This is a genomic window from Pseudomonas alkylphenolica (assembly GCF_016009175.1).
GTDB lineage: Bacteria > Pseudomonadota > Gammaproteobacteria > Pseudomonadales > Pseudomonadaceae > Aquipseudomonas > Aquipseudomonas alkylphenolica_B.
The window spans coordinates 195185-208263 of record NZ_JADUCM010000005.1 but is presented as its reverse complement, the minus strand read 5'-3'; the positions used below and the strand labels follow the sequence as shown (position 1 = coordinate 208263).

Here is a 13079-nt window from a genome sequence, read left to right as displayed (position 1 = left end):
GCGAAGAACGCTGACGCGGTAAGGCTGACACACCGCAGAGCCCGTTTCGCCGGCAAGCCTGGCTCCTACAGCAAACAAGCTCAGACCACCTGTAGGAGCGAGGCTTGCCCGCGAAGAACGATGACGCAGTAAGGCAGGCACATCGCGGGGCCCATTTCGCCGGCAAGCCTGGCTCCTACAGCAAACAAGCTCCGGCCACCTGTAGGAGCGAGGCTTGCCCGCGAAGAACGATGACGCAATAAGGCAGGCACATCGCGGGGCCCATTTCGCCGGCAAGCCTGGCTCCTACAGCAAACAAGCTCAGACCACCTGTAGGAGCGAGGCTTGCCCGCGAAGAACGCTGACGCGGTAAGGCTGACACACCGCAGAGCCCGTTTCGCCGGCAAGCCTGGCTCCTACAGCAAACAAGCTCAGACCACCTGTAGGAGCGAGGCTTGCCCGCGAAGAACGATGACGCGGTAAGGCTGGCAAACCGCAGAGCCCGGTTCGTCGGCAAGCCTGGCACCTTCAGCGGGTTACTCCAGCGCCGCCAGCCGTTCTTCCAGCGCAGCAATCCGCGCCTCCAGCGCCTCGATGCGCTCCACCGACACCGCGCCGCCGCCACTGCGCTCCGGCCCTTGCTGGCGGGCAGCAAGAATGGCGTCGATTTCCGCCGGATCACCCAGCGCATGGGTGTAGCGGTCCTCACGCTGGCCGGCCTGGCGTGGCAGGTGCAAGGCAAAGCCACGGGCAATCAGGCGCTCGAGCTGATGCACGACCTGCTCGCTGTCCTCGAAATCATGCATGCGGTTGCTGCGGGTGAGCAGTTCGTTGACTGTCTGCGGGCCGCGCAAAAACATCAGGCCCAGCAGGGTGACCTGCGCCGGCACCAGCTCCAGCGCCTTGTCGACACGCTGCTCCCAGCGGTCGGCGCGGCTGCCCATCTGCAGACGGGTCAGGCCCTGGCCTTCAAGGGCGCGCAGGGCCTGGCCCACCTGGCCCTGGCTGAGGTTCAGCACCGGCTCGCGGCTGGTCTTCTGGTTGCAGGCCAGTACCAGGGCGTTCAAGGTCAGCGGGTAGGTTTCCGGGCTGGTGGCCTGCTTTTCGATCAGCGAGCCGAGCACGCGGACCTCGATGGGGGTGAAGCGGGCTTCGGAAGGGGAGTGGAGTTCGTCGGACATGACCCTGTCTCTATGCGAAGTAAGGCCACTAGCCTAGGTGCGGGACAGGGTAAAACACAAGCTGCCGGTGCAGGCGCACCGGCAGCGGTCTGGCTCAGGAGGCGCGACGTTCTTCGGCCATGCACGCCGCAGCGGTGAACAGCACGTCGGTGGAGGAGTTCAGCGCGGTTTCCGCCGAGTCTTGCAGCACCCCGATGATGAAGCCGACGGCCACTACCTGCATGGCGATTTCGCTGGGAATGCCGAACAGACTGCAGGCCAGCGGGATCAGCAGCAGCGAACCGCCGGCGACACCCGAAGCGCCACAGGCGCAGACGGCGGCGACGACGCTGAGCAGGATGGCGGTGGGGATGTCGACGGCTATGCCCAGGGTATGCACGGCGGCCAGGGTCAGCACGGTAATGGTGATGGCGGCGCCGGCCATGTTGATGGTTGCACCCAACGGGATCGACACCGAGTAGGTGTCTTCATGCAGCCCCAGGCGCTCGCTCAAGGCCAGGTTGACCGGGATGTTGGCGGCCGAGCTACGGGTGAAAAAGGCCGTGATACCGCTTTCACGCAGGCACAGCAGCACCAGCGGGTAAGGGTTGCGACGGATTTTCCAGAACACGATCAGCGGGTTCATCACCAGCGCGACAAACAGCATGCAGCCGATCAGCACAGCCAGCAGGTGCAGGTAACCGAGCAGTGCATTCAGGCCCGACTGCGCCAGGGTCGAGGCCACCAGGCCGAAAATGCCCAGCGGGGCAAAGCGGATGACCACACGCACGATCAGGGTCACGCCGTTGGACAGGTCTTCAACCACGGTGCGGGTGGTCTGGCCGGCATGACGAATCGCCACACCGAGGCCGATGGCCCACGCCAGGATACCGATGAAATTGGCGTTCATCAGCGCGCTCACCGGGTTGTCGACCACGCTAAGCAGCAGGCTTTGCAGCACTTCGGTGATGCCACCCGGGGCGCTAAGGGCCACTTCGGAGGTGCTCAGGGCCAAGTGTGACGGGAAGGCCATGCTGGCGACCACCGCGACCACGGCTGCGGCAAAGGTACCGAACAGATACAGCACCAGGATCGGGCGGATGTGGGTTTCGGTGCCGTGCTTGTGGTTGGCGATGGAGGCCATCACCAGAATGAACACCAGCACTGGCGCCACGGCCTTCAGGGCGGAGACGAACACCTTGCCGATGAAGCCGAGGTTCATCGCAACTTCAGGCGCGATCAGGGCCAGGGCAATGCCGGCCACCAGGCCGATCATGATCTGCACTACCAGGCTGGTACGGTTCAACAGCTTTAGAACGGGTGTCATGTCGGGTGTTTCTCAGCGATAAAGAGGGGCAGCCAGCCCGGGGTGACGCCGGAAAGGAGGTGGCGTCGGGCGATCGGGCCACGAAAGGGGCGCGACTTTAGCACAGCGCGCCAGAAGGGTGATTGCCCTGTGTCAGTCAGCTGGGCAGGGGTGTAGTATGCGCGCCCCTCAAAACGCCACAGCGCCGTGGATGTTTAAAACGCTGGAGTGTAGATGTTATTGCCGATTCTGTTGCTGGCTGCGGCCGGTTTCACTGTACTGACCACCGAGTTCGTGATTGTCGGCCTGTTGCCGGGGATCGCCCGCGACCTGGCGGTCAGTGTGCCCCAGGCCGGGCTGCTGGTGACCCTGTTTGCCTTTACCGTGGCCTGCTTTGGGCCGTTTCTGACGGCCTGGTGCGCCCGTTTTGATCGCAAGCGCCTGTTTGTCGGCACCTTGCTGTTGTTTGCCGCCTGCAATGCCTTGGCGGCGCTGGCCCCGAATATCTACGTCATGGGCCTGGCGCGACTGTTGCCGGCCTTGGGCTTGCCGGTGTTTTGGGCCTTGGCCAGTGAAACGGCGGTAGACATTGTCGGGCCGGCCTATGCCGGGCGGGCGATTTCCAAGATCAGCTTTGGCGTAGTCTGCGCCACGGTGTTCGGTATTCCGGTCGGCACCCTGGTGGGCGACGCGCTGGGCTGGCGAGCGGCGTTTGCCCTGCTGGCCGGGCTGGCGCTGGTCAAGGCGCTGCTGCTTCACCTGTATTTGCCGCGTACGCCCCGGCACAACCAGGCCACTTCGTTGCGTGGCCAGTTCGGTATTTTGCGCAGCCGCTTGCTGCAGGGCCATGTACTGCTGTCGGTGCTGGTGTTCAGTGGCATGTTCACGGCCTACACCTACCTTGCCGATATCCTCGAGCGCCTGGCCGGGTTTGATGGCGCGCGGGTGGGCTGGTACCTGATGGGCTTCGGCGCGGTAGGGCTGATCGGCAACAGCCTCGGTGGGCGCGCGGTGGACCGTCATCCGCTGCTGGCCTCCGGCGGCTTTTGCGCATTGATGCTGGTTGGTCTGATCGCCCTGGTGCCGAGCATTCATTCCACCTACGGCCTGATCGCCGCCCTGGCCATCTGGGGCGCCACCCAGGCGGCGCTGTTTCTGGTCAGCCATGTGCGCTTGATCAAAGCCGCGCCCCAGGCACCCGCTTTTGCCGCTTCGTTGAACATTGCCGGCGGCAACCTGGGGATTGGCCTGGGGGCGATCATTGGTGGCCGGGTGATCGACAGCGTCGGGCTGGCCAGCCTCGGCTATGCCGCTGCCGTGCTGATCGGCATTTCGGTGCTGTTGGCCCTGGGACTGATGCGCATGGACGCCACCCGCACTACCAGTTGAACAACTGGCGGCGCGCGCCCTCGGTGATGGCAACGATGCCCGGGTGCTTGACCTTGCGCTCCACCGAAATGGCATAGAACGACTCGATGACTGCGTCGGTCTGGCCAATTAGCTCGACCCCGTATTGCCGGCAGACTTCGTCGGCAATCACGCTGGGGCCGATGAAAATCCCGCTGCCGGACTGACCGAAGGCCTGCATCAAGGCGCTGTCGTCGAACTCGCCGACAATGCGCGGCTGAATCTGCTGCTCGGCCAGCCAGCGCAGCAAGCGGCTGCGCACCACGGTTTCCTGACCGGGAATCAGCATCGGCGCGTGCTGCAGGCAGGCGGGGAAATCGGTGCCCACCTGAGCGGCCAGCGCCGGGGTGGCGAAAAAGCTGATGCCGCATTCCCCCAGGCGCTGGCTCACGCCCTTGATGTCCAGGTGGCTGGGCATGGGGCTGTCGGAGATCACTAGGTCCAGGCGCTGGATCGCAAGGTCGGCCAGCAGGCGCTCCAGTTTGTCTTCGCGGCAGCTCAGGCGCAGGGCGTCTTCCATCTCCATGGTGGGCGCCAACAGGCGGTAGACGATGGACTTGGGCACCACGTCGGCAACCCCGACCCGGAACAGGATCTGCTGTTCGTCCGGGCGAGTGCGCAGCATGGCCTCCAGCTCACCGCCAATCTGGAACATCTGCTCGGCGTAGGTCAGCGCCTGGCGGCCGCTTTCGGTCAGTTCCAGTTGCCGCCCGACCCGGCGGAACAGCTCGATGCCATAGGTTTGCTCGAGCAGGCTGATCTGTCCGCTGATGGTCTGCGGGGTCAGGTTCAGCTGCTCGCCGGCCCGCACAATGCTGCCGGTGCGGGCCACCACCCAGAAGTAGTGCAACTGCCGGTAGTTAAGCATGTGTATTCCCGATTCGTAAAAACCGAAGTATAACCGCTGAAAATACGAATTTTCCTGATGTATTAAGGTATTTAGAATTCCCGCCATCACGGTGCCACTGAGTGGGCACTGATCATCGACACGGAGAACCACAGATGTTGAACCTCAAATCCATCGGAACACCCCTGGTGTTGCTGCTGGCCCTGTTTGCCATGAGCGGGTGCGAGCAGGCCGAGAAATCCGCCCAGCAAATGCTCAACCAGGCCGCCGAATCAGCCAAGGAAGCCATCGACAAGACCAACGAAGCCGCGCAAGAGGCCCTCAGCGAAGCCACTGGCTCCGAGGCCGCGAAGGCGGAAAAAACCGAGCGCGATGACAGCGCCAAAGAAATCTGAACCACCCCTAACCTCGATGCAGGAATGATTCATGGAATACTTGTTGGAACTCGCTGCAAGCCCGACCGCCTGGGTAGCCCTGGCCACCCTGGTGGCCATGGAGATCGTGCTGGGCATCGACAACCTGATCTTTATCTCCATCCTGACCAACAAGTTGCCTGAGGAATTCCGTTCCAAGGCGCGCCGTATCGGTATCAGCATGGCGCTGGTGATGCGCCTGGGCCTGCTCAGCACCATTGCCTGGATCGTGCAGCTGACCGAGCCGGTCATTGACGTGTTCGGCCATACCTTCTCCTGGAAGGACATGATCCTCATCGCCGGTGGTCTGTTCCTGTTGTGGAAGGCGACGACCGAGATCCATGAGAGCGTCGACCCGCGGGCCAAGGAAGAAAGCAAGGCGTCTTCGACCGTTACCCTGGGCTTTGCTGCCGCTATCGGTCAGATCCTGTTGCTGGACATCGTCTTCTCGATCGACAGCATCATCACCGCCGTGGGCATGACCGAGCACCTGCCGATCATGATCATCGCTGTGGTCAGTGCCGTGGTCGTGATGCTGGTGGCTGCCGACCCGCTGGCCAAGTTCATCAACGACAACCCGACCGTGGTGATGCTGGCCCTGGGCTTCCTGATCATGATCGGTATGACCCTGATCGCCGAAGGCTTTGGCGCCCATGTACCGAAAGGCTATGTGTATGCAGCGATGGCGTTCTCTACCGCTATCGAAGCGCTGAACATCCTCTCGCGCCGGGCACGCCTCAAGCGTGAAGCCGCCGAGGGCTGATCGCAGTAGTAAGCGTAAGGGCCAGCATCTGCTGGCCCTTTTTGTTTTCAGTGCGCGTTGGCGTGCCGGCGGCTGCGCCGGGTGGGGATCGGTTCGCCGGTCTGTTTCGGCAAGGTGTGGTGCGGGTGATGGCGGCGGGCAATGCGCAGCACGCCCCAGAGCATCGCCGCAGCTACGCTCAACCAGGCGCCAACCAGCAGGAAGATTGCCATCGTCAGGCTCATGTGTGCCTCCTCAGGTCCCTGGCCAGCCCATGATGCTTGCCACGAGGACACGACTACAGTCTAGCCCAGGCCATGTTGCAGGCTATTGACCGATGGTCTAGCACCTTGGGCCACTTTGTTCTAAGCCACCGTCGCACTATACCCGCGCGGCCTGCGGGCCTATGATCGCTCCCCAGGGCCGGGCGCTGTCTGCCGGGCATCAGCACAAGCGAGTGTTCATGCTGCCACTGTCTACTTCATCCTTTTGCGTCGCCCCGCGTCGCGTGCTGGCCGCCTGTGCGTTGGCCCTGGCCCTGGTCGGCTGTGCCAGCCAGCCGCCGGCTTCGATCAAGGGCCTGCCGCAGCGGGTAGAAATCGGCGCGGTGCCGTTCTACCGCGGCAATGCCAACCAGAGTGCGCCGATGGCGCTGGCGGCGATCCTGTCGCAACAGGGCGTGCGCATTACCCCGGGGTTGCTGGAGCAACCGCTGGGCTTGCCGCAAGGCATCGACAAGCTGCAGGACTCGATGCAGACCGTGGCCCGCCAATACGGCATGGTGGTCTATCCGCTGGAACCGAAGCTGGACGCGCTGTTGACGCAAGTGGCCGCCGGTAATCCGGTGCTGCTGCACTATGAAGAAGGTTCGGCGTTCTGGGGCGAGCGGCGCTACGCCTTGCTGGTCGGCTACGACCGTTACAAGCAACGGGTGCTGCTGCGTACCGGCATGCACCGGCGCATGCTGATGGACTTCGACGATTTCACGTCGGCCTGGAACAAGGAGGGGAGTTGGGCGGTGCTGGTCCAGCAACCGAATCAGTTGCCGGCTCAGGTTGACCGTCAGCGCTGGCTGAAAGCGGCCAATGACCTGGCCCAGGCGGGCCAGGAACAAGCGGCGCGCCAGGCCGTCAGCACCCTGGGGCAGTGACGGCGCTGGCCGGGCCTGGGCTTAGAAGCCCAGGCGGTCGCGCAGGCTGTAGTACCAGGCGCCCAGGGCGCTGAACGGTACGCGCAGCAACTGGCCACCCGGGAACGGGTAGTGCGGCAGCTCGGCGAAAGCGTCGAAACGCTCGGCCTGGCCACGCAGGGCTTCGGCCAGTACCTTGCCCGCCAGGTGGGTGTAGGTGACACCGTGGCCACTGCAACCCTGGGAGTAGTAGATGTTGTCACCCAGACGGCCAACCTGTGGCAGGCGCGACAGGGTCAGCAGGAAGTTACCGGTCCAGGCGTAGTCGATCTTCACGTCTTTGAGCTGCGGGAAGGCCTTGAGCATCTTCGGACGAATGATCGCTTCGATGTTGGCCGGGTCACGGGCACCGTACACCACGCCACCGCCGAAGATCAGGCGCTTGTCGCCGGTCAGGCGGTAGTAGTCGAGCAGGTAGTTGCAGTCTTCGACGCAGTAGTCCTGCGGCAGCAGGCTGCGTGCCAGGTCTTCGCCCAGTGGCTCGGTGGTGATCACCTGGGTGCCGCACGGCATGGACTTGGCCGCCAGTTCCGGCACCAGGTTGCCCAGGTAGGCGTTACCGGCGACGATCACGAACTTGGCGCGTACTTTACCCTGCGGGGTGTGAATGACCGGGTTGGCGCCACGCTCGATGCGTACGGCCGGGGACTGCTCGTAGATCTTGCCGCCCAGCGACTCGACCGCAGCGGCTTCGCCCAGGGCCAGGTTCAGCGGGTGGATGTGGCCGCCGCTCATGTCGAGCATGCCGCCCAGGTACTGGTCGCAACCGACCACTTCACGAATGCGCTTCTGGTCCATCAGTTCCAGCTGGGTATGGCCGAAGCGTTCCCACAGGCGCTTTTGCGATTCCAGGTGGCCCATCTGCTTGGCGGTCAGGGCAGCGAACACACCGCCGTCCTTCAGGTCGCACTGGATGTTGTACTTGGCTACGCGCTCACGGATGATGCGCCCGCCTTCAAACGCCATGTGCCCGAGCAGTTGCGCCTGCTTGGGGCCAACGGTGCGCTCGATGACGTCGATGTCACGGCTGTAGCTGTTGACGATCTGGCCACCGTTGCGGCCCGATGCGCCGAAACCGACCTTGGCGGCTTCCAGCACGGTCACACTGAAGCCCGCCTCCAGCAGGAACAAGGCGCTGGACAAACCGGTGTAGCCGGCGCCGATTACGCAGACATCGGTCTGTACCTCTTCCTGCAGCGCCGGGCGCGGCGGAACCGGATTGGCCGATGCGGCGTAGTAGGACTGTGGGTAGGGGGTGTTGGCCATGCTGCGAAACCTCTGTGTTATATTTTTTACGACTGTACTGATGCTATCAATAATAATAAACACCCGCTAGTCGTGTGTTGAAAATCCTTTACTCGGGTTTTTCACAAATACGTTTGTTATTCAGTGGTTTAGCTAGAAAAAAATAGTTGACACGGTCGTCCGATTCCGTAGAATGCCGCCTCACAGCAGGCACATAGCTCAGTTGGTTAGAGCACCACCTTGACATGGTGGGGGTCGTTGGTTCGAGTCCAATTGTGCCTACCAAATCAAATCCGCCCCTGCTGGCGGTACAGAGAAGGCGATCCGAGAGGGTCGCCTTTTTTGGTTTCTGCACCTGCGTTTCCCCGCAGACCGGCCATCCGAAGTACAGCCTGCACAGGCAGCACCGCTAGAATTAACAGGGGGATAACTTTCATGCGTACTGCTTGTAAGGAGTCCTACGATGAAGATTCTATCTTCGCTGGCACTGCTGATGGCGGCCGGATGGCTGTCAGGGTGTGCTGATCATCAAGTCGTCAACGTTCCGCTGAATGCAACCCAAGACAACGCCGGGCATATCGCCCTGGCCAGCCTGGTAGGGATGGGCAGTGAGACGCAGATCCGCATCGCTGTCAGTGGTGTGCCGGATTCAACCAGTCTTCCTGCGCGTCTTTACACCTACCTCTATGCAGGTGGGTGCGGCGCCGTGAGTGGCAAGCCGGCTTACTCGATGAATGACACCGTGCGTTCGGACCTGCATGGCCCGGGTATGGAGCTGGTGAAGGTTGCCCCTCTGCCGCTCGACACCTTGCGCTCGGGCAACTATGCCCTGGTGGTGCGCAGCAGTGCTGCAGACGGCAATCAGGACCTGTTCTGCGCCAAAGTCATCTAGCCACGTTGGGGCTGCCGCCTGCTCCTACAGGCCCTGCGGGGATTTTGAAAGCTGTGATGCACCTGTGGGAGCGGGCTTGCCCGCGAAGACGCCGGTACAGGCAGCGCAGATGTCGGCAAGACCTGTCCATCGCGTTGAATTCTTCGCGGGTAAACCCGCTCCCACAGGCTCTGCGGGGCTACATCAGGCGTTGCGCTTCACCACCAGGGTAAGGATGTCGTAGCTCGCGCACAGCTCGCCGTTCTGGTTGGTCACCTCGACGTCCCAGGCCACTACACCTTGCGGCTCGCCTTTCGGACTGACCTTACCCTGGTCGATCTTGCGCTTGCAGGTCAGGCGCGCCTGGATGGTGTCGCCGATCCCCACCGGTGTAATGAAGCGCAGGGTGTCCAGGCCATAGTTGGCCAGTACCGGGCCGACGCCAGGCGAAACAAACAGGCCCGCGGCCGCGGACAGCACGAAGTAGCCGTGGGCGATGCGCTTGCCGAACTGCGAGTCCTTGGCGGCGATGTCATCGAAGTGCATATAGAAGTGGTCGCCGGACAGGCAGCCGAAGTTGACCAGGTCCGACTCGGTGACGGTGCGGCGGTGGGTCAGCAGCGACTCGCCGATCTGCAGGTCTTCGAAGTGGCGACGGAACGGGTGCACTTCGGTCTCGTAGACCTTGGCGCCGCGGACGTATTCACCGGTGACCGCCATGAGCATGCTCGGCGAGCCTTGTATTGCGGTGCGTTGCAGGTAGTGCTTGACTGCGCGCAGGCCGCCGAGCTCTTCGCCACCACCCGCGCGACCCGGGCCGCCATGCTTGAGCTGTGGCAACGGCGAACCGTGGCCGGTGGATTCGGCCGCCGATTCGCGGTCGAGGATGTGCAGGCGACCGTGCAGCGCAGCGGCGGCAGGTACTACCTTGGCGGCGACGCGTGGGTCCTTGGTGATCAGGCTGGCGACCAGGCTGCCCTTGCCGCGGGCGGCCAGGGCGATGGCTTCGTCGAGATCGTCGTAGGCCATCAGGGTGCTGACCGGGCCGAACGCTTCGATGTCGTGGGCGCCGCCTTCGGCATGCGGGTCGCGGCTGCGCAGCAGGGTAGGGGCGAAGAATGCACCTTCGTTGACGCCCTCGCCACGCGGGGCGAAACCGTCTTTGGCGCCAAACAGCAGGTCGCTCGACTCAAGCAGTGCAGCAACGCGCTCGGCAACGTCGGCCTGCTGGGCATGCGAGGCCAGTGCGCCCATTTTCACGCCTTCTACCGACGGGTCACCGACCACTACCTTGGCCAGGCGGTCGCGCAGGCGCTCGGCCACCGCGTCGATGTGCTTGGCCGGAACGATGGCACGGCGAATCGCGGTGCACTTCTGGCCGGCCTTGGTGGTCATTTCGCGGGCGACTTCCCTGACGAACAGCTCGAACTCTTCGTCGTCCGGGGTGACTTCCGGGGCGAGGATCGCGCAGTTCAGCGAGTCCGCCTCGGCGTTGAACGGAATCGAATTGCGCACCAGATTGGCGTTGACGCGCAGCTTGGCGGCGGTGTCGGCGGAACCGGTGAAGGTCACCACGTCTTGGCCCTGCAGGCGGTCGAGCAGGTCGCCGGTGCCACCGACGATCAGCTGCAGGCTGCCGGCGGGCAACAGGCCGGACTCATCCATCAGGCGCACGGCGGCTTCGGTCAGGTAGCTGGTGGCGGTGGCTGGCTTGACGATGCACGGCATGCCGGCGAGGAAGCTTGGGGCGAACTTTTCGAGCATGCCCCAGATCGGGAAGTTGAAGGCATTGATGTGCACGGCGACGCCGCCGCGCGGTACCAGGATGTGGCTGCCGGCGAAGGTATTGTTCTTGCCCAGCGGGATGACCGGGCCTTCATGCACCACATTGCCGGACGGCAGCTCACGGCTGCCCATGCTGGCGTAGGCGAACAGGGTGCCGGCGCCGCCTTCGATGTCGATCCAGCTGTCGGCGCGGGTCGCACCGCTGTGATGAGACAGCGCGTACAGCTGCTCTTTACGCTCAAGCAGGAACTTGCCGAGGGCCTTGAGGCGTGCGGCGCGCTGCTGGAAGTCCATCGCCATCAGCTCGGCGATGCCACGCTGACGGGCGTGTGCCACGGCTTCGGCGAAGTCCAGCACCTCTTCATGGGTGCACGCCAGCGGCTGGCCGTTGATCGCGCTGCGCAGGGTCTGGGCACCGTGCTGGCCGATCCAGCGGCCGCCGATGAAACTCTGCAGGGTAGGGTTGTTGCTCATCAAACATTCTCCAGGGTGTCGGGGGGGGGCCGCGCCCCCCCCCCGGGGGCGGGTTTTACGCGGTCCCCGCCCACACCACCTGGCCGTTTGTGGTGTGCCCGCCGGGGGCTCCGACAGCAATCCTGCAACAGCTTGTAGGCACGGCGATAATCAAGCGTTCACCTTGCCTGTGCTAATATCCTGCCCCTGTTAATTTTGTATAAATGGGTTGCCCATGAAGTTGTCCATGCCGCGTTTCGATCAAGCCCCGGTACTGGTGGTGGGCGATGTCATGCTCGACCGCTACTGGCATGGTGGTACCTCACGAATCTCGCCTGAAGCCCCGGTTCCGGTGGTCAAGGTCGAACAGATCGAGGACCGTCCGGGTGGCGCTGCCAACGTCGCGTTGAACATTGCCGCCCTGGGTGCGCCGGCAGCACTGATCGGGGTTACCGGTCAGGACGAAGCCGCCGACAGCCTTGCCAACAGTTTGCAGGCGGCCGGTGTGCGTTCGATCTTCCAGCGCATCGCGCACCAGCCGACCATCGTCAAGCTGCGGGTCATGAGCCGGCACCAGCAACTGCTGCGCATCGATTTCGAAGAGCCTTTTGCCACCGATCCACTGTCGCTGGGCGCTGAAGTCGACGCGTTGCTTGAAGGCGTCAAGGTGTTGGTACTGTCCGACTATGGCAAAGGTGCCCTGAAGAACCATCAAAGCCTGATTCAGGCCGCACGCTCCAAAGGGATTCCGGTGCTGGCCGACCCCAAGGGCAAGGATTTTTCGATCTACCGCGGCGCGAGCCTGATCACCCCGAACCTCAGTGAGTTTGAAGCCATTGTCGGCCGCTGCGTCGACGAAGCCGAACTGGTAGCCAAAGGCGCCCAGTTGATGGGCGAACTGGAACTGGGTGCCTTGCTGGTCACCCGTGGTGAGCACGGCATGACCCTGTTGCGTCCGGATCACCCTGCGCTGCACCTGCCGGCCCGTGCCCGTGAAGTCTTCGACGTCACCGGTGCCGGTGACACCGTCATTTCGACGCTGGCCGCCGCCATTGCCGCCGGTGAAGAGTTGCCTCACGCCGTGGGCCTGGCCAACCTGGCCGCCGGCATCGTCGTCGGCAAGTTGGGTACTGCGGCCATCAGCGCGCCGGAATTGCGCCGGGCGATCCAGCGCGAGGAAGGTTCCGAGCGCGGTGTGCTCAGCCTTGACCAACTGTTACTGGCAATCGATGACGCCCGGGCTCACAACGAGAAAATCGTCTTCACCAACGGTTGTTTCGACATCCTCCATGCCGGTCACGTGACGTACCTGGAGCAGGCGCGTGCGCAGGGGGATCGCCTGATCGTTGCGGTCAATGACGATGCTTCGGTCAGCCGCCTGAAAGGCCCGGGGCGCCCGATCAACAGTGTTGACCGGCGTATGGCCGTGCTCGCAGGGCTGGGGGCGGTGGATTGGGTCATCAGCTTTCCTGAGGGCACGCCGGAAAACCTGCTGAGCCACGTCAAGCCGGACGTTCTGGTCAAGGGCGGGGACTATGGCATCGATCAGGTGGTCGGCGCCGATATCGTCAGGGCTTACGGTGGCACGGTGAAAGTGCTGGGGTTGGTCGAGAACAGCTCGACCACTGCCATCGTCGAAAAAATCCGCAAAAACTGAAGCCATTATGGGGGCAAGGCGACTT

The 13079-nt window shown here is 63.3% G+C and carries 12 protein-coding genes and 1 tRNA gene; 7 read left to right on the top strand and 6 right to left on the bottom strand.

Features of this window, described 5'->3' with window-relative positions; all coding sequences use genetic code 11:
- Positions 1-515 precede the first annotated feature (515 nt).
- Together I5S59_RS07915 and sstT are read right to left on the bottom strand one after the other, a co-directional pair.
- Positions 516-1160: a YceH family protein gene (locus tag I5S59_RS07915; RefSeq protein WP_197876131.1), complete on the bottom strand. Its 645-nt coding sequence runs from the start codon at positions 1158-1160 to the stop codon at positions 516-518.
- Positions 1161-1254: 94 nt separating this feature from the next.
- Positions 1255-2466, bottom strand: coding sequence for a serine/threonine transporter SstT (gene sstT, locus I5S59_RS07910; RefSeq protein ID WP_128324803.1), 1212 nt, complete (start codon positions 2464-2466; stop codon positions 1255-1257).
- 213 nt (positions 2467-2679) lie between these two features.
- Between sstT and I5S59_RS07905 the strand changes: the two genes are divergently transcribed.
- Positions 2680-3834, top strand: a complete 1155-nt coding sequence (locus tag I5S59_RS07905) for an MFS transporter (RefSeq protein WP_197876130.1) — start codon at positions 2680-2682, stop codon at positions 3832-3834.
- On the opposite strand, the gene nhaR is transcribed toward I5S59_RS07905, so the two are convergent.
- Positions 3824-4720 (bottom strand): transcriptional activator NhaR, encoded by an 897-nt coding sequence (nhaR, locus tag I5S59_RS07900; protein WP_128324805.1) that lies wholly within the window; start codon positions 4718-4720, stop codon positions 3824-3826. The genes I5S59_RS07905 and nhaR overlap by 11 nt on opposite strands.
- A 134-nt stretch (positions 4721-4854) precedes the next feature.
- On the opposite strand from nhaR, the gene I5S59_RS07895 reads away from it, so the two are divergent.
- Together I5S59_RS07895 and I5S59_RS07890 are read left to right on the top strand one after the other, a co-directional pair.
- On the top strand, positions 4855-5094 hold the full coding sequence (locus I5S59_RS07895; RefSeq protein WP_197876129.1) for a hypothetical protein: 240 nt from the start codon (positions 4855-4857) through the stop codon (positions 5092-5094).
- Between the two features lie 31 nt (positions 5095-5125).
- Positions 5126-5875 carry a TerC family protein gene (locus I5S59_RS07890; protein ID WP_197876128.1) on the top strand — a complete coding sequence of 250 codons (750 nt, stop codon included), beginning with the start codon at positions 5126-5128 and terminating at the stop codon, positions 5873-5875.
- 47 nt (positions 5876-5922) lie between these two features.
- Here the strand turns inward: I5S59_RS07890 and I5S59_RS07885 are convergent, their stop codons facing one another.
- Complete coding sequence (locus I5S59_RS07885) at positions 5923-6099, bottom strand: hypothetical protein (RefSeq protein ID WP_164897263.1); 177 nt, start codon at positions 6097-6099, stop codon at positions 5923-5925.
- A gap of 161 nt (positions 6100-6260) precedes the next feature.
- On the opposite strand from I5S59_RS07885, the gene I5S59_RS07880 reads away from it, so the two are divergent.
- Positions 6261-7004 (top strand): PA2778 family cysteine peptidase, encoded by a 744-nt coding sequence (locus I5S59_RS07880; RefSeq protein WP_197876127.1) that lies wholly within the window; start codon positions 6261-6263, stop codon positions 7002-7004.
- Positions 7005-7025: 21 nt separating this feature from the next.
- Here the strand turns inward: I5S59_RS07880 and I5S59_RS07875 are convergent, their stop codons facing one another.
- Positions 7026-8309 (bottom strand): NAD(P)/FAD-dependent oxidoreductase, encoded by a 1284-nt coding sequence (locus I5S59_RS07875; protein ID WP_197876126.1) that lies wholly within the window; start codon positions 8307-8309, stop codon positions 7026-7028.
- Positions 8310-8496: 187 nt separating this feature from the next.
- On the opposite strand from I5S59_RS07875, the gene I5S59_RS07870 reads away from it, so the two are divergent.
- A tRNA-Val gene (locus I5S59_RS07870) sits at positions 8497-8573 on the top strand.
- 178 nt (positions 8574-8751) lie between these two features.
- The gene (locus tag I5S59_RS07865; RefSeq protein ID WP_197876125.1) at positions 8752-9180 is read left to right on the top strand and encodes a hypothetical protein; all 429 of its coding nucleotides are present in this window, start codon (positions 8752-8754) and stop codon (positions 9178-9180) included.
- 183 nt (positions 9181-9363) lie between these two features.
- Here the strand turns inward: I5S59_RS07865 and paaZ are convergent, their stop codons facing one another.
- The gene (gene paaZ, locus I5S59_RS07860; protein ID WP_197876124.1) at positions 9364-11418 is read right to left on the bottom strand and encodes a phenylacetic acid degradation bifunctional protein PaaZ; all 2055 of its coding nucleotides are present in this window, start codon (positions 11416-11418) and stop codon (positions 9364-9366) included.
- Between the two features lie 214 nt (positions 11419-11632).
- Between paaZ and hldE the strand changes: the two genes are divergently transcribed.
- Positions 11633-13054: a bifunctional D-glycero-beta-D-manno-heptose-7-phosphate kinase/D-glycero-beta-D-manno-heptose 1-phosphate adenylyltransferase HldE gene (gene hldE, locus I5S59_RS07855; protein WP_197876123.1), complete on the top strand. Its 1422-nt coding sequence runs from the start codon at positions 11633-11635 to the stop codon at positions 13052-13054.
- Positions 13055-13079 lie beyond the last annotated feature (25 nt).

Coding starts and splice junctions, on each gene's coding strand:
- I5S59_RS07915 (WP_197876131.1), bottom strand. CDS start 1,160: ATGTCCGACGAACTCCACTCCCCTTCCGAAGCCCGCTTCACCCCCATC.
- sstT (WP_128324803.1), bottom strand. CDS start 2,466: ATGACACCCGTTCTAAAGCTGTTGAACCGTACCAGCCTGGTAGTGCAG.
- I5S59_RS07905 (WP_197876130.1), top strand. CDS start 2,680: ATGTTATTGCCGATTCTGTTGCTGGCTGCGGCCGGTTTCACTGTACTG.
- nhaR (WP_128324805.1), bottom strand. CDS start 4,720: ATGCTTAACTACCGGCAGTTGCACTACTTCTGGGTGGTGGCCCGCACC.
- I5S59_RS07895 (WP_197876129.1), top strand. CDS start 4,855: ATGTTGAACCTCAAATCCATCGGAACACCCCTGGTGTTGCTGCTGGCC.
- I5S59_RS07890 (WP_197876128.1), top strand. CDS start 5,126: ATGGAATACTTGTTGGAACTCGCTGCAAGCCCGACCGCCTGGGTAGCC.
- I5S59_RS07885 (WP_164897263.1), bottom strand. CDS start 6,099: ATGAGCCTGACGATGGCAATCTTCCTGCTGGTTGGCGCCTGGTTGAGC.
- I5S59_RS07880 (WP_197876127.1), top strand. CDS start 6,261: ATGATCGCTCCCCAGGGCCGGGCGCTGTCTGCCGGGCATCAGCACAAG.
- I5S59_RS07875 (WP_197876126.1), bottom strand. CDS start 8,309: ATGGCCAACACCCCCTACCCACAGTCCTACTACGCCGCATCGGCCAAT.
- I5S59_RS07865 (WP_197876125.1), top strand. CDS start 8,752: ATGAAGATTCTATCTTCGCTGGCACTGCTGATGGCGGCCGGATGGCTG.
- paaZ (WP_197876124.1), bottom strand. CDS start 11,418: ATGAGCAACAACCCTACCCTGCAGAGTTTCATCGGCGGCCGCTGGATC.
- hldE (WP_197876123.1), top strand. CDS start 11,633: ATGAAGTTGTCCATGCCGCGTTTCGATCAAGCCCCGGTACTGGTGGTG.